The sequence below is a fragment of the Pacificibacter marinus genome, from assembly GCF_018860665.1.
Classification (GTDB): domain Bacteria; phylum Pseudomonadota; class Alphaproteobacteria; order Rhodobacterales; family Rhodobacteraceae; genus Celeribacter; species Celeribacter marinus_A.
Window position 1 is genome coordinate 61,436 of the sequence record NZ_JAHKPK010000018.1, and the last position, 14,372, is coordinate 75,807.

Consider the following 14,372-nt stretch of genomic DNA (forward strand, 5'->3'; position numbering starts at 1 on the left):
TTCTTAACACATCGAAAAGGGCTGCCACGTGCGGCCCTTTTTGCTTTTCTAAGCCCCTCAATCGGGCTACATCCCCCTTATGACAGATAAAACACTCCACATCGTTGGCGGCGGCATGGCCGGATCAGAGGCTGCTTGGCAAGCGGCCAATTTGGGTATTCAAGTGGTGATCCACGAGATGCGGCCCAAGGTAGAAACCTTTGCACATCAGACGGGCAATTTGGCCGAAATGGTCTGTTCCAACTCGTTTCGTTCTGACGACTCTGAACAAAACGCTGTTGGGCTGTTGCATTGGGAAATGCGCGCCGCAAATGGCCTGATCATGGCCGCAGCAGAGCAGCACCGCCTGCCCGCTGGTGGCGCTTTGGCAGTGGACCGCGATGCCTTTGCTGAATTTGTGACTGAGAAAATCAACGCCCATCCGAATATCACTGTTGAGTTCGGCGAAGTGAATGAGATTCCATCAACGGGCACTTGGATTTTCGCCACAGGCCCCCTGACCTCGCCCGCACTCGGGCAAGCAATTGCGAAAGAGACCGGTGCAGATCGTTTGGCCTTTTTCGATGCCATCGCGCCGATCATCTATCATGACAGCATCAACATGGATGTGGCATGGATGCAGTCACGCTATGACAAAGGCGAGACCGAGGAAGAGCAAAAAGCCTATCTCAATTGCCCAATGACCAAAGACCAATACGAGGCCTTCATCGACGCGCTTTTGGAGGCGGATAAGACCGAATTCCACGAGGGCGAAACCGCTGGCTATTTTGACGGCTGCTTGCCCATCGAAGTGATGGCCGAACGGGGGCGTGAAACCTTGCGCTTTGGTCCGATGAAACCCGTGGGCCTGACCAATGCCAATGATCCTGAAAACAAACCCTACGCCGTGGTGCAACTGCGCCGCGACAACAAACTTGGCACGCTGTATAATATTGTCGGGTTTCAAACCAAAATGAAATACGGCGCGCAGGCGGATGTATTTAAGATGATCCCAGGTTTGGAAGATGCCAAATTTGCCCGTCTTGGCGGTATCCATCGCAATACATTTTTGAATTCACCAACATTGCTTGATGATCAGATGCGATTGAAATCAAAGCCAAATATACGTTTCGCCGGTCAAGTCACAGGCGTCGAAGGCTATGTTGAATCTGCTGCGATGGGATTGCTGGCAGGGCGTTTGGCGGCGCATGAAATTCTGGGCAAGCCCATCACATCGCCCCCCGGCACAACCGCAACGGGCGCATTGATCCATCACATCACCGGCGGCGCTGAGGCGAAAACCTTTCAGCCGATGAATGTGAACTTTGGATTATTCCCGCCTGTCGAAGGTCTAAAATCCGGCAGACGTGGACGCAAAGACCGCTACAAAGCCTATACAGATCGCGCAAAATCACAATTTAATGAATGGCTTGAAGGTCAGTCTTAATGTCTTTTGTGACACGATTTGCACCCAGCCCTACAGGGCCTTTGCATCTCGGGCACGCCTATTCGGCTTGGATCGCCCACGACATGGCTCGCACCCATGGTGGGCGATTTTTGCTACGCTTTGAAGACACAGACCTAGAGCGCTCCAAACCTGAATACATCGCTCAAATTATTGAAGATCTCACATGGTTAGGTGTGACGTGGGATGAAGACCCTACGTTCCAATCTCAGTCTTTAGATGTTTATAATCAGAGCCTTGAATCCCTAATTTCGCGCGATCTAACCTATCCGTGTCGGTGCAGCCGCAAAGAGATCGCAGCCGCCTTATCCGCCCCACAAGAAGGTGTGCCGCACCATCTTTATCCCCAAATCTGCAAACACCGTTCGATGTCAGATCGCCAAAACGGTGACGCGATACGCCTTCATATGGATCGGGCTTGCAAGGCTTTAGGGGATTTCAATCTGAATTTTCATGAAATGGGTGACATTAACTGTGGCATATACTCTATTGATAAAAATACACTTATGCGCGACGTTGGTGATATTGTTATCGGGCGCAAAGATATTCAAACCGCCGCCTATTTCATGGCCTCTGCTGTGGATGATATACGCCAAGGCATCACGCATGTCGTGCGCGGTGTCGACCTGTTCGAATTCACTCAAGTACAAGTTCTATTACTGCACCTTCTGGGGCATAGAGCGCCGCTTTATCATCACCACAAGCTGATCCGCGATGACGCGGGCAAACGATTGGCCAAGCGTGACGATGCCCGCGCGATATCGAAATATCGCGCAGATGGTTATTCACCCTCAGATATCAAGATGTTGGTCGGGCTTGTTTAAGCTCTATCAGGCCTCTGGTTGCATCAATTCAACCGTCTCGCCGTCGCGCACGGCGGTGTAGAAACACGAGCGACGATTGGTGTGACAGGCAGGGCCAGCTTGATTGACGGTGACCAAAATGCAGTCCTTGTCGCAATCAAAGCGAAAATCAACCAGTTCTTGCACGTGACCAGAACTTTCGCCCTTGATCCAAAACGACTGACGTGACCGCGACCAGTAGGTCACTTTGCCAGTGTCCAAAGTCATGGCGACGGATTTGGCATTCATCCAGGCCAGCATCAAAATCTCGCCCGTTTGTACATCTTGGGCAATGGCGGGAATGAGACCTTTGTCATCATATTTTAGAGAGTTGGGATCAAAGGTCATGGCGGGTCCTTTCCTATGCCTATCGCATGCCCTATCTAAGACTGTAATTGATGAAAGGCAAATCATGTCCGCAGATCTTGCATCCCTCTATTCTGGTCGCCTTTTGGCGCTGGCCGCAGACATTCCGCATCTTGGTCGTCTTGACGCGCCGGACGCCACTGTACGCGAACGTGCGCCGCTGTGCGGATCAACTGTGACGGCAGATGTGGTGGTGCGCGATGGCCGCATTATCGACTTTGCACAAGACGTCAAAGCCTGCGCGCTCGGCCAAGCCGCTGCGGCTGTCTTGGGACAAAATATCATTGGCAGATCGGTTGACGAGCTGACCACCGCTTTGACTGAACTCCGCGCGTTTCTCAAAGAGGATGGTCCGGTCCCTTCTATGCCCTTTGAAGGCTTTGAAGCGCTGCTGCCTGCGCGCGCTTATACAAACCGTCACGCCTCTATAATGTTGTCTGTCATCGCCGCACAAAAAGCGATGATCGATGCAGATTTGGCGTCCACCAGCTAATCCATATCTGCATCCATTTTACGCGCGCCTATAGCGCAAAAAAAAACCGCCGCACTTCAAATTGAAGACGGCGGGTAAAGTTGGGATTCGAACAACAATTCAGCGGGATGAGGCTCCGCAGGCGGACGGGAATAGGTAAGACGTCTGCAACACCCGTTGGGACATGAGGTGTCGGTTGGTTGTTTGAATCACAGGCAGAAACTTAGAAAAATGCAGGGGCTATAAGACCTCCGAATAGGATCACCAAAAGGGCGGCAGCACCGATCATATCTTCGACCAAAGTACCTTGTGAGCGCTCTACAACGGATTTGATATCGCGGATCATTATGTCGTCCTTTCGTGAGGTTAATAGGTTGTTGCCTATTTGTTCTCATTTTTAACGACTTGTGTAAAGAACTTTTTGAGAACATTCGCGAACAAAACGAACGAAAACAGGCTAACCCACTGACATTAAACGAATTGCACGATCCTTTTCCATTAACCAAAGTAGAACACGCACGGCCTGCCCGCGTTCACTTTTCAGCTCTGGATCATCATGCAGCAGTTTTCGCGCATCATTTTGCGCCAGCGCCATCAGTGCAGACTGTGTTTCGATATCGGCGATTCTGAATTTCGGCACACCTGACTGCGCTGTGCCAAGCACATCGCCAGCGCCACGCATCGTCAAATCTTCTTCGGCGATGCGAAACCCGTCTTCTGTTTCGCGTAAAATTTCTAAACGCCTGCGTCCCGTTTCGCTTAGAGGCGCTTGATAGAGCAGCAAACAGGTTGACGCGACGGTGCCGCGCCCCACCCGTCCACGCAGTTGGTGTAGCTGCGCAAGGCCAAAATGCTCGGCCCGCTCAATCACCATAATAGAGGCGTTGGGCACGTTGACGCCCACCTCAATCACAGTGGTCGCCACAAGAACTGACAGATCACCACGGACAAACTGCGCCATGGTTGCATCTTTTTCCTCCGCAGCCATTTGACCGTGAACCAACCCGACTTTGCCTTCCCCCAGGGCGGCACGCAAATGTTTGAAACGCTCTTCTGCAGCCATCAAGTCCATGACTTCGCTTTCGCCAACAAGCGGACAGACCCAATAGGCCTGCTTGCCTGCCGCCACAGCGGCGCCCAAATGAGCCACGACATCGTCCATCCGATCCGTCGCACTCAACGCGGTCTTTATCGGTGTGCGTCCTGCGGGCTTTTCATCCAAGATCGACACATCCATATCGCCATATTGCGCCAAGGATAAAGATCGCGGGATCGGTGTCGCAGTCATCACCAGCATATCAACGCATTGTCCCTTTTCGGCCAAAGCCATACGCTGTGTCACCCCGAAACGATGCTGTTCGTCAACAATCGCCAGCCTAAGGTCACTAAAGACAACATCGTCTTGAAAGACAGCATGTGTGCCCACAAGAATATGAATGTCGCCTTGCGCCAAGGCCTGCAATTTGGCTTTGCGTTCCCGACCTTTGTCGCGCCCCGTCAGCAATTCAAGCACAACCCCAGCCTGCTCTGCCAATGGCCGCAAATCTGCCAAATGCTGTCGTGCCAAAATTTCCGTGGGGGCCATCAACACACCCTGCCCGCCAGATTCCACCGCTATGAGCAAAGACATCAACGCGACCAAGGTTTTACCTGACCCGACATCCCCCATCAAAAGGCGGTTCATGCGCTCAGATAACGACAGATCGTGTTCAATATCATCCATGGCGCGGCTCTGTGCGCCTGTTGGTCGAAATGGCAGAGCTTTCAACACGCGAGCGCGCAGTTTTCCGGTCCCGACCGAGCTGCGGCCAGGCTTTGATTTCACCGCTTTGCGTGCCAGTGCCAGCGTAATTTGATGCGCGAACAACTCATCATAAGCAAGCCTTTGACGCGCCGGCGATGTCGGGGCCAACTCATTCACGCTCATTGGATTATGAGACCCTGTGAGTGCAGATTTAAATGCGGGCCAAGATTCTCGTGCCCTCAAATTCGGGTCAATCCACTCCTCCAAATCAGGCGTTTTACCAATGGCATCAAGGCAGGATTTGGCCATGATTTTTTGCGTCACCCCCGCAGCCAATGGATACACCGGTTCAAACCTTGGCAGCTCGTCTTCTTTGTCCAGCGTCAAAATGTGATCTGGATGCGGCATTTGAATTTGTGAATCGTAAAATTCAATCTTCCCTGACACGAGTCGGTTTTCATTGACGGGCAGTTGTTTTTCGATCCAATCTGCGGCTCCTCTAAAGAACACAAGCTGGAATTCCGTGGCACTATCGCTCACGAAAACACGATGAGGCAGCCCCTTACGGCTGGGAAACAAATGGCGCAATACGGTCACTTCGACAGTGACCACATCGCCTGAAAGTGCCCCGATGACAGTTGGAACGCGGCGACGATCGATGAGCGCGTGCGGCAATGTAAACAGCAGGTCTTTAGGGCGCTCCACCGATAGACCCGCAAAAGCCTTGGCCGTTTTGGGGCCGACACCCGCCAAGGTGGACAGGTCTGCAAAGAGTGGAAATAAGGATTCTGGTCGCACGCTGGTCATTTGGGCGCAATCAGGTCGAGCCAACCATCCTCGTCCAACGTGAGAATATCCAATTCAGCCGCCTTTTTCGCCTTTGACCCAGCCCCAGGCCCTGCGACCAAAATATCCGTTTTCGCAGACACGGACCCAGAAACTTTGGCCCCAAGACTTTCTGCTTTGGCCTTGGCTTCTGCGCGGCTCATTTTCTCTAACGTACCAGAAAATACAACGATTTTTCCGGTAACGGGGCTATCATTTGCAGGCTGTTTGGCATCAATGATGGTCAACTGAGCCGCGAGACGGTCAATCGATGCGCGTTCCGATGTTTGATGAAAGGCTGTCACCAATGATTTGGCCATGACAGCGCCGATACCATCGATAGACAAAAGATCATCCCAGATTTCGCCCTCGCCGACCGAGGCGCTGGTCATCGCCGCCTCAAAACGGTCCCAACTGCCATAATTGAGCGCAAGTAAAGCCGCTGAACTGTCCCCGACATGGCGTATCCCAAGGCCAAAAATCATCCGCGCTAAGTCAACTTGTCGACTGACATTGATCGCGTCAAAAACCTTTTGCGCAGATTTTGCCCCCCAACCGTCACGATTCTTGAGTTGTTGAAGCCCTGATCCGTATCGTTCTTCGAGCTTGAAAATATCCGCAGGCTCTTTGATCCAACCGTCATTGTAAAATTGTTCGACCTGTTTGGCGCCAAACCCATCAATATCGAACGCGCCGCGTGAAACAAAGTGTTTCAGTTTTTCAATAGCTTGAGCGGGACAAATCATGCCGCCAGAACATCGATGAACTGCATCGCCCTCTTCGCGGATGGCGTCCGATCCGCATTCTGGACAGGTTTTCGGAAAGGCAAAGACGGTTTCAGATCCAGTGCGTTTGTCGATGTCAACGTCTGCAATTTTCGGAATGACATCGCCAGCGCGGTAGACTTGGACCCAATCACCGATACGAATATCTTTGCCACCACGAATTTCATCGCCTTTGCTATCGCGGCCTTCGATGTAATCTTGATTGTGCAGCGTGGCATTTGACACAACCACGCCGCCGACTGTGACAGGTGTCAACCGAGCGACGGGACTGAGCGCACCAGTGCGACCAACTTGGATATCGATGGCTTCCAAGCGGGTCCAAGCCAGTTCGGCAGGGAATTTATGGGCAATGGCCCAACGAGGTGTGGTGGAGCGAAAGCCAAGGCGCGCTTGCAATGCCAGATCGTTAACTTTGTAGACAACTCCGTCGATATCATAGCCTAACGTAGCACGCTGTTCTTCGATGTGGTGATAATGTGTAACCAACTCTTGTGGGCTGCTGCAGAGTTTGGTCAGCGGATTGGTTGAAAACCCGAATGATTTCAGCGCATTTATCGCATTCATTTGGGTGTCGGCCAAAGGCTGTGAGAGTTCGCCCCAAGCATAGGCAAAGAATTTTAAAGGCCGCGCGCGCGTAATATCCGCATCAAGTTGGCGCAAACTACCAGCCGCAGCATTACGAGGATTTGAGAATATTTTGCCACCACGTTCAGAATGACGTGCATTAAGAGCGGTAAAATCGGCGTGGCTCATATAAACTTCGCCGCGCACTTCCAAAATGTCAGGCGCGCCGGAAATATGGTGCGGAATATCTGCGATGGTTTTGGCATTTTCGGTGACGTTTTCGCCCGTTTCACCATCACCTCGTGTCGCAGCATAGACAAGAGTACCATTTTCATAGCGGATCGACAACGACAGCCCATCGATTTTGGGCTCTGCTGTGTATTGCAACGCAGTGTTGCTGCCTAAGAATTTTCTGATGGAAGTGTCAAAATCATCGACGTCGCTGTCTTCAAAAGCATTCGACAAAGATAGCATGCGCACCGCATGGGTGATTCTACCGAATCCCGCTGCGGGACTTGCGCCGACAACATTTGAAGGGCTATCGGCACGTTTCAGATCTGGAAAACGCGTTTCAATCTCTGCGTTTCTCGCTTTGAGCGCATCGTAGTCGGCATCGATGATTTTAGGCTCGGCAGTGTAATAGTCTGCATTGGCCGCCAACAAGATTTTTGACAAACGTGCGAGTTCGGCCCGCGCTTGATCTTCGGTCATGACTTCGACGGCGATGTCCGCAGACATAAAAAAACCTCTCCAACTTTGGTCCCCTAATTGTTTAGGAGAGCAAGTCGAAGAGGTCCAGTCGAGATGCAACGGAATGAGGGGATGCCGCTAAAAACTGCGTCAGCCCTGAAAATATTTAGGCACCAATTGCCATTGGGGTTTCCATGTCAACAGGATCAGAGTCACGCAAAACATAGCCGCGCCCCCAAACCGTTTCGATGTAATTGTCACCGTCAGTGGCGTTTGAAAGCTTCTTGCGTAATTTACAAATAAAGACGTCGATGATTTTGAGTTCAGGTTCATCCATGCCACCGTAGAGGTGATTGAGAAACATTTCCTTGGTCAAAGTTGTGCCTTTGCGCAGCGACAAAAGTTCCAACATTTGATATTCTTTACCAGTGAGGTGCACAGGTTTGTTGGCAACAGACACTGTTTTTGCGTCAAGATTGACCTCGATCTTGCCAGTGCCAATCACAGATTGTGAATGCCCTTTTGAGCGACGGATGATGGCGTGGATACGGGCCACCAGTTCTTCGCGGTGGAAAGGTTTGGTCAGATAATCATCCGCACCAAAGCCAAAGCCTTTGATTTTGTTTTCGGTATCGTCAGCACCAGAGAGAATCAAAATAGGCGTTTCGATTCGCGCGAGGCGCAATTGGCGCAACACTTCGTGTCCGTTCATGTCTGGCAGACCAAGATCCAAAAGGATCAGATCATAATCATAAAGTTTTGCGAGATCGATGCCTTCCTCGCCTAAATCCGTCGTATAGACGTTAAGATTTGCATGAGTCAGCATCAATTCAATGCTTTTTGATGTCGTTGGATCGTCCTCGACCAGAAGAATACGCATTACCTAGAGTCTCCGTTACTAAATTTTTTTCGAGCGTTCGTTCGATAAAAATATTGGCCAAAAATGGTTAACTACACGTTACTAGATTTAACCTTTTAGCACTCTCAACCTAAGGTTGTCGATATTTTTGCAAAGAAGTGGCTTTTAACGCGATTTCACCATGGTTCTGGATCGCTGTTTTCCATGAATTATACTCTTCTTCACTCAAGCCATAGGTTTTCAAAGCCTCGGTCAAAGGCATCAATCCATAAACCACTGCTTTAACGATGATCGCTTTGCGCGAGGCCACCCAGCGTCGTGTTTCAGGCGGTGGCAGGTCTGCACGTGTCATGATACTGCCGTCTGGCAAGGTGACGGCACGCGGTCCGTCTACTTTTTTTAGATACATGGGCTCACCCTCATCAACTTTACGTATTTGTTTTGACGCAAGGGTCTTAATGGGTGGTGAAACCTGTCATTGAGAATATATAGGATTTTCATATATTCTGAGCATGTTCTGGAAAGGTTTTGTTCATGACTGTTGCTGCACCCGATACAACGACGCATCCGATCAATTCTCTTGGCTTTGCCAAGCCCCCGTCTGAAACGCGGGTTGTCGTCGCTATGTCTGGCGGAGTGGACAGCTCTGTCGTGGCGGCACAGCTGGCTGAAGAGGGCTATGATGTGGTCGGGGTGACATTGCAATTGTATGACCATGGGGCTGCTTTGTCGAAAAAAGGCGCTTGCTGTGCGGGACGTGACATTCATGACGCGCGACGCGTGGCCGAAGAAATGGGCTTTCCGCATTATGTCTTGGATTATGAGAATGTGTTCAAGGATGCAGTGATCGATGAATTCGCTGACAGCTATTTGGCGGGGGCGACACCTGTGCCCTGTATTCGCTGCAACGAGCGGGTGAAATTTAAGGACCTACTAGAGACGGCCAAAGATTTGGATGCCGATTGCATGGCGACGGGTCACTATATTCAACGCAAAATGGGCAAAGGCGGTGCAGAATTGCATTCCGCCGCCGACGCCAACCGCGATCAGTCGTATTTCTTATTCTCGACCACAGAAGCGCAACTCGATTACTTGCGCTTTCCTTTGGGCCATCTGGCGTCCAAAGATGAAACCCGTGCGCTGGCGTCAAAATATGGTTTGGCCGTGGCGGATAAACCTGACAGCCAAGACATTTGCTTTGTGCCAAACGGCAACTATGCCTCTGTGATCGAAAAATTGCGCCCCGGTGCAGCTGAACCTGGTGATATTGTTGACACCGATGGCAACGTATTGGGGCAACACAACGGTGTGTTGCACTATACTGTCGGGCAACGTCGCGGTCTTGGCATCGGCGGTTTGGCTGATCCTTTATATGTGGTCAAATTGGATGTCGAAAAAAAGCACGTCATCGTTGGCCCTAAAGAGATGCTTGCCACCCGTAAAATTCCTGTTCGCGAAATCAATTGGTTGGGCGATGAGCCTTTAACAAGCCGCGAAGAATGGCATGTTCTGGTGCGCGTGCGCTCGACCCGCCCCCCGCGTGAGGCGATCATCCGGCCAATTTCTGATACTGAGGCAGAGGTCGAACTGATCGTCGCCGAAGAAGGTGTGTCAGCCGGTCAAGCTTGCGTATTTTATGATTCCGATAGCACGCGTATCTTTGGCGGCGGCTGGATTTGGCGTGGGTATTAAGGCAATAGCTTTATTATAAAAATGACCCGCGCACATGTTGGACGATATCCAAATTAATGCGCGGGCCATGTCAATTAATGGGCAGGTGTCGCAGATCCGCTGCCCAAACGGCGAAACGCCAGAGCCATCACATGCGCCATGATTAGCGTCATGCCAACATGGCCGACAAATGACGACTGCGTGTAAGTGCCAAAGCCCATCATAAATGTCCGTCCGATCACTGGCGCCAAAATCCCTTGGGCGACAACCCATAAGATAAAGCCAGAGGCAATACCTGTCAGCCAAACTTTGTTTGGCATAACGAGGCGGATAAAATATGTGAACAGACCAAAGCCTAAGGCACCGATGATGAAATGCAGCGGGAAGGCTACGGCATGAGACAGCTTCACACCGGTAAATTTTGCGGTCAAGGCAATCACCAAATTGGATGGCTGTAAGGTGACGCCGAACAAAACCGGTGAAATGAGCCACGCATAAAGCTCAAAAGCGATTTCTCCAATTAGGCCGGACAGTGCAATGGAGAGTAGTAATTTCTTGTTTGTAAGCGATTGAAAGATGTGCATATTTTTCTCTTTTGATGTGTCGCCCTTACTTACGAACGGGCTGCATCAACAACAAGAAACGTCTTTTCACACCTGATTATATATGCGTGATCATGCCGTGAGCAGCGCCCAATTGGTGGGGCGGTGGGCTTGGGTGGTTACTGAGATAGCCCTGCGACAATAGCTTTTGCGGCGCGCAAACCAGGGGCCTCACCACCCTGCCCCAAACGCTGCATGGTGAGATTAAGTGCTGCACTTTGGGCACTTGGATTTTGCAAAACATCGCCGAGCGCTGTCGCTATTTTCTCTGGCTGGCAGTTGTTCGCCAGAAACTCAGGCACGACGCGGGTCTCGGATACTAGATTGACCAAAGTCACCGTATCTATCAGCAGTTTGCGTTCGACGATTGTCTGGGTCAACCATTGCATTTTATAGGCGATCACCATCGGTGTTTGGTTGGCGGCGAGCTCCAATGACACGGTGCCAGAAGCGGCCAGCGCAATGTCGGCGGCTTTGAAAGCGGTGCGTTTGGCGGTTTTGTCCGTGGCTTGGATCAAGATTGGCTGCACGGGCCATTGGGCCGTTTTCTCCCGCACGAGCGTCTCAACGGGTCCAGCCATGGGCAGAACATAGCGTGCATCGGGATTAGCCTTTGCAAAGACACCAAGCGCCTCACCAAAATCATCAGACAGCCTTGCAACTTCGCCCTTGCGCGACCCCGGCAGAACCAAGACCAGTGGCGCATCGTCGATACCCTGCGCAGCGCGAAACTGGGACACTTGCGCATCTGTGGCCACAATTTCTGTCGATACAGGATGCCCAACAAAATCACAGAGCAGACCCACGGCGTCAAAGTAGGGTGGTTCAAACGGAAAAAGTGCTAAGACTTGATCGACTTTGGCTGCCATCTTGGCAGCGCGTTCAGGTCGCCATGCCCAAACCGTTGGGGCCACATAATGGCAAATGCGCAGATCGGATTGCGATTTCACAATATCGGCCACGCGTAGGCAAAAATCAGGACTGTCGATGGTCAAGATCACATCAGGTTGCCACGCTAAAGCGGCCTCAGCGGTCTCGCGGATGCGGCGTTTGAGGTGGAAATACTTTGGCAGAATTTCCATGATACCCATAAGCGACAATTCATCCATCGCGAACAGGCTGTCCAGCCCTTCAACCGCCATCAGGGGCCCGCCAACGCCGCGAAACTCGACATCAGCCAGCTGTTTGAGACCTGCCATAGCCGCCGCCCCCAATTTATCGCCGGATTGCTCGCCTGCGATGACAAAGACTTTCAAAGCGCTCATATGGCTTTCAGGAAAATACCTGCCTCTTCAACACGGGATTTGAGCGTGGCACGATCAAGCACGATCACGGTGTCAGACGGAACCACCAGCCCCGCAAGGCCGGCTTTGATGACAGATTCGATGGTCTTGGGGCCAATGGTCGGCATATCAATACGCAGGTCTTGGTTGCGTTTCGGCGATTTCACAAACACCCCCTTGGCGCGGCGCAGGTGATCTGGAGTGGCCGCGACATAAGACAGCATAGAATCTGTGCCTTGCAGCGTCTCAATGCCCAAGATCAGCCCGCCTGCACAAACGGCGCCTTGGCCAACATCAAGCGGCGACAATGTAGTGAGCACCTCTAAAGCGCGTGCGGCATCTTTATCATCTTGCTTGCTGGGCTTTACGCCCCAGACCGTGCCTTTGGGCAGCACCAGATCGGGGCAAATATCGACCGCACTTTTGATGTCAAAGCCCTGATCGCCAAACACCGCCAAAACCTCGCGCAGTAAAGCGTCATCGCCCTTTCCCATCGACATGGCCAGTCGCAAGGCGTGGCGATCGAGTAAAACAGGATTCACTTTGGGGCGCGCCATGGCACCTGCGAAACTCACCGAGGTGACGTCACGGTCTTTTAAGTCTTTGAACAGGCGACCAAGTTTTTCGATTCGCGCGGTGAGATGATCAATGCCCTTAGGCACAAAACTGTCATCCAAAGTCACATAGACAGGCCTATCCAAAGCCTCGGCCAACAGGCGTGGCAAATCCCCTGATCCTGCGATGATGGCCGTTCTGGACACGCGCGTCACCTTATGTGTGTATTTGATATCATTTAGGGGTCAAAAAACCGCGATCACTGTCGCCCATTACAAAGGCAACCATTCGCGCCACGTAATCGCTGTCGAAATCTTCATGCAGACGTGCGGCGCGTTCTTTGAATGATCCGTCGCCTTGTTTGAGCATTTGAAAGGCTGCGCGCAATTGGTTGATGTCATCACGCGCCACGCCGCGACGTTTCAGCCCCACAAGATTAAGACCATCAAGCTCGGCCCGCGGGCCTTGGACCAAAGCATGCGGCAAGACATCGCCCGTCACCATAGACAAAGCGCCGATGATCGCGCCCTGCCCGATCCGCACCCATTGGTGGATGCCGGACAGCCCACCGATGATCACGTCATCATCGATCACACAATGGCCGGCCACCGCAACGGAATTGACCAAAATCACCCGATTGCCGATTTGCACATCATGGGCGACATGGGCGCTGGCCATCAGCAGGTTGTCATCGCCCACACGTGTCACGCCGCCACCGCCAACTGTGCCCAAGTTCATGGTCACATATTCGCGGATGCGGTTGCGCTTGCCGACGATCAATTTGGTCGGTTCGCCATCATATTTCAAATCCTGTGGGATTGCGCCGATGGAGGAGAACTGGAAAATCACAGTCTCGTCGCCAATAATCGTGTCACCAGAGACAACAACATGGCTTTTCAACACAACGCCAGCGCCCAACACGACATCAGGCCCTACAAGGCAAAACGGGCCAATGTGGCAGTTTTCACCGATAACAGCACCGTCTTCGATCACAGATGAGGGGTGAATATTTGCGCTTGGATGGATGCTCATAACGGGCTCCGAATTTGGAAAATATGACCTGACCCGAGATGGGTCACTCTTTTGGAAGATCCATCATCGCTGTGAATGACGCTTGGCACGCCACTTCGCCATCAACTTCTGCACGGCCTTCAAATTTCCAAACCTTGCCGCCACCGCGTTTCGTTGTGATGTGCATTTTCAACACGTCACCGGGAACGACTTTGCGGCGGAATTTACAGGATTCGATCGACATGAAATAGACAAGAAAGTCTTTATCCGCGAGGCCGTTTTCAACGCCAACCATCACAGCGGCGGTTTGCGCCATGGCTTCGACAATTGTCACACCCGGCATGATCGGCGCGCCAGGGAAATGACCTTGGAAATGGGGTTCATTAAAGGACACGTTTTTGATGCCAGTACAGGTCTTGTCACCATCGATATCAACCACACGATCCACCAATAAAAACGGATAACGATGCGGGATAATGCGTTGAATGAGATCAATATCTGCGGTTTTGAAGCTCTCTGTCATGTCCGTCCCTTGTCTTTTCGTATCTTTGCCCCGTCAGGGGTATTGTGTTGCATGAAGATCATGCTTAGGCGCCATATATATGACCAAGGTTGCAACCTGTCATGCTGCTCTATCACGAGCCCTTAAGTCTTTATAT

At 51.7% G+C, this 14,372-nt stretch carries 15 protein-coding genes; 4 read left to right on the forward strand and 11 right to left on the reverse strand.

Annotation, left to right across the window (positions count from 1 at the left end; all coding sequences use genetic code 11):
• The first annotated feature begins 79 nt into the window (after positions 1-79).
• Positions 80-1,426: a methylenetetrahydrofolate--tRNA-(uracil(54)-C(5))-methyltransferase (FADH(2)-oxidizing) TrmFO gene (gene trmFO / locus KO497_RS04790; protein ID WP_215942832.1), complete on the forward strand. Its 1,347-nt coding sequence runs from the start codon at positions 80-82 to the stop codon at positions 1,424-1,426.
• Positions 1,426-2,268: a tRNA glutamyl-Q(34) synthetase GluQRS gene (gluQRS, locus tag KO497_RS04795; protein ID WP_215942833.1), complete on the forward strand. Its 843-nt coding sequence runs from the start codon at positions 1,426-1,428 to the stop codon at positions 2,266-2,268. Before trmFO ends, gluQRS begins: the two co-directional genes overlap by 1 nt.
• 6 nt (positions 2,269-2,274) lie before the next feature.
• Here the strand turns inward: gluQRS and hisI are convergent, their stop codons facing one another.
• On the reverse strand, positions 2,275-2,634 hold the full coding sequence (gene hisI, locus KO497_RS04800) for a phosphoribosyl-AMP cyclohydrolase (protein WP_215942834.1): 360 nt from the start codon (positions 2,632-2,634) through the stop codon (positions 2,275-2,277).
• A gap of 64 nt (positions 2,635-2,698) precedes the next feature.
• On the opposite strand from hisI, the gene KO497_RS04805 reads away from it, so the two are divergent.
• The gene (locus KO497_RS04805; RefSeq protein WP_215942835.1) at positions 2,699-3,145 is read left to right on the forward strand and encodes an iron-sulfur cluster assembly scaffold protein; all 447 of its coding nucleotides are present in this window, start codon (positions 2,699-2,701) and stop codon (positions 3,143-3,145) included.
• A gap of 202 nt (positions 3,146-3,347) precedes the next feature.
• On the opposite strand, the gene KO497_RS19260 is transcribed toward KO497_RS04805, so the two are convergent.
• From KO497_RS19260 to sciP, 5 genes are all read right to left on the reverse strand, one after another.
• Positions 3,348-3,470: a hypothetical protein gene (locus KO497_RS19260; RefSeq protein ID WP_289846657.1), complete on the reverse strand. Its 123-nt coding sequence runs from the start codon at positions 3,468-3,470 to the stop codon at positions 3,348-3,350.
• Between the two features lie 111 nt (positions 3,471-3,581).
• Positions 3,582-5,675, reverse strand: a complete 2,094-nt coding sequence (recG, locus tag KO497_RS04810; protein WP_215942836.1) for an ATP-dependent DNA helicase RecG — start codon at positions 5,673-5,675, stop codon at positions 3,582-3,584.
• Complete coding sequence (ligA, locus tag KO497_RS04815; protein WP_215942837.1) at positions 5,672-7,780, reverse strand: NAD-dependent DNA ligase LigA; 2,109 nt, start codon at positions 7,778-7,780, stop codon at positions 5,672-5,674. Before ligA ends, recG begins: the two co-directional genes overlap by 4 nt.
• A 118-nt stretch (positions 7,781-7,898) precedes the next feature.
• The gene (gene ctrA / locus KO497_RS04820) at positions 7,899-8,612 is read right to left on the reverse strand and encodes a response regulator transcription factor CtrA (protein ID WP_215942838.1); all 714 of its coding nucleotides are present in this window, start codon (positions 8,610-8,612) and stop codon (positions 7,899-7,901) included.
• A gap of 109 nt (positions 8,613-8,721) precedes the next feature.
• Positions 8,722-9,000 carry a CtrA inhibitor SciP gene (sciP, locus tag KO497_RS04825; protein WP_215942839.1) on the reverse strand — a complete coding sequence of 93 codons (279 nt, stop codon included), beginning with the start codon at positions 8,998-9,000 and terminating at the stop codon, positions 8,722-8,724.
• A 125-nt stretch (positions 9,001-9,125) separates the two neighbouring features.
• On the opposite strand from sciP, the gene mnmA reads away from it, so the two are divergent.
• On the forward strand, positions 9,126-10,283 hold the full coding sequence (gene mnmA / locus KO497_RS04830; protein ID WP_215942840.1) for a tRNA 2-thiouridine(34) synthase MnmA: 1,158 nt from the start codon (positions 9,126-9,128) through the stop codon (positions 10,281-10,283).
• A 74-nt stretch (positions 10,284-10,357) separates the two neighbouring features.
• Here the strand turns inward: mnmA and KO497_RS04835 are convergent, their stop codons facing one another.
• The 5 genes from KO497_RS04835 to fabZ form a co-directional block, all read right to left on the reverse strand.
• On the reverse strand, positions 10,358-10,846 hold the full coding sequence (locus KO497_RS04835; protein WP_215942841.1) for a hypothetical protein: 489 nt from the start codon (positions 10,844-10,846) through the stop codon (positions 10,358-10,360).
• A gap of 137 nt (positions 10,847-10,983) precedes the next feature.
• Positions 10,984-12,129: a lipid-A-disaccharide synthase gene (lpxB, locus tag KO497_RS04840; RefSeq protein ID WP_215942842.1), complete on the reverse strand. Its 1,146-nt coding sequence runs from the start codon at positions 12,127-12,129 to the stop codon at positions 10,984-10,986.
• Positions 12,126-12,908, reverse strand: coding sequence for an LpxI family protein (locus tag KO497_RS19390; RefSeq protein ID WP_215942843.1), 783 nt, complete (start codon positions 12,906-12,908; stop codon positions 12,126-12,128). Before KO497_RS19390 ends, lpxB begins: the two co-directional genes overlap by 4 nt.
• A 28-nt stretch (positions 12,909-12,936) precedes the next feature.
• On the reverse strand, positions 12,937-13,734 hold the full coding sequence (gene lpxA, locus KO497_RS04850) for an acyl-ACP--UDP-N-acetylglucosamine O-acyltransferase (protein WP_215942844.1): 798 nt from the start codon (positions 13,732-13,734) through the stop codon (positions 12,937-12,939).
• Positions 13,735-13,777: 43 nt separating this feature from the next.
• Positions 13,778-14,236: a 3-hydroxyacyl-ACP dehydratase FabZ gene (gene fabZ / locus KO497_RS04855; RefSeq protein WP_215942845.1), complete on the reverse strand. Its 459-nt coding sequence runs from the start codon at positions 14,234-14,236 to the stop codon at positions 13,778-13,780.
• Positions 14,237-14,372: the final 136 nt, after the last annotated feature.

Bases quoted from the DNA above. Each gene is read 5' to 3' on its own strand.
- fabZ (WP_215942845.1), bottom strand. From the start codon at position 14,236: ATGACAGAGAGCTTCAAAACCGCAGATATTGATCTCATTCAACGCATT.
- KO497_RS04835 (WP_215942841.1), bottom strand. From the start codon at position 10,846: ATGCACATCTTTCAATCGCTTACAAACAAGAAATTACTACTCTCCATT.
- lpxA (WP_215942844.1), bottom strand. From the start codon at position 13,734: ATGAGCATCCATCCAAGCGCAAATATTCACCCCTCATCTGTGATCGAA.
- gluQRS (WP_215942833.1), top strand. From the start codon at position 1,426: ATGTCTTTTGTGACACGATTTGCACCCAGCCCTACAGGGCCTTTGCAT.
- KO497_RS04805 (WP_215942835.1), top strand. From the start codon at position 2,699: ATGTCCGCAGATCTTGCATCCCTCTATTCTGGTCGCCTTTTGGCGCTG.
- trmFO (WP_215942832.1), top strand. From the start codon at position 80: ATGACAGATAAAACACTCCACATCGTTGGCGGCGGCATGGCCGGATCA.
- mnmA (WP_215942840.1), top strand. From the start codon at position 9,126: ATGACTGTTGCTGCACCCGATACAACGACGCATCCGATCAATTCTCTT.
- recG (WP_215942836.1), bottom strand. From the start codon at position 5,675: ATGACCAGCGTGCGACCAGAATCCTTATTTCCACTCTTTGCAGACCTG.
- ligA (WP_215942837.1), bottom strand. From the start codon at position 7,780: ATGTCTGCGGACATCGCCGTCGAAGTCATGACCGAAGATCAAGCGCGG.
- hisI (WP_215942834.1), bottom strand. From the start codon at position 2,634: ATGACCTTTGATCCCAACTCTCTAAAATATGATGACAAAGGTCTCATT.
- lpxB (WP_215942842.1), bottom strand. From the start codon at position 12,129: ATGAGCGCTTTGAAAGTCTTTGTCATCGCAGGCGAGCAATCCGGCGAT.
- KO497_RS19260 (WP_289846657.1), bottom strand. From the start codon at position 3,470: ATGATCCGCGATATCAAATCCGTTGTAGAGCGCTCACAAGGTACTTTG.
- sciP (WP_215942839.1), bottom strand. From the start codon at position 9,000: ATGTATCTAAAAAAAGTAGACGGACCGCGTGCCGTCACCTTGCCAGAC.
- ctrA (WP_215942838.1), bottom strand. From the start codon at position 8,612: ATGCGTATTCTTCTGGTCGAGGACGATCCAACGACATCAAAAAGCATT.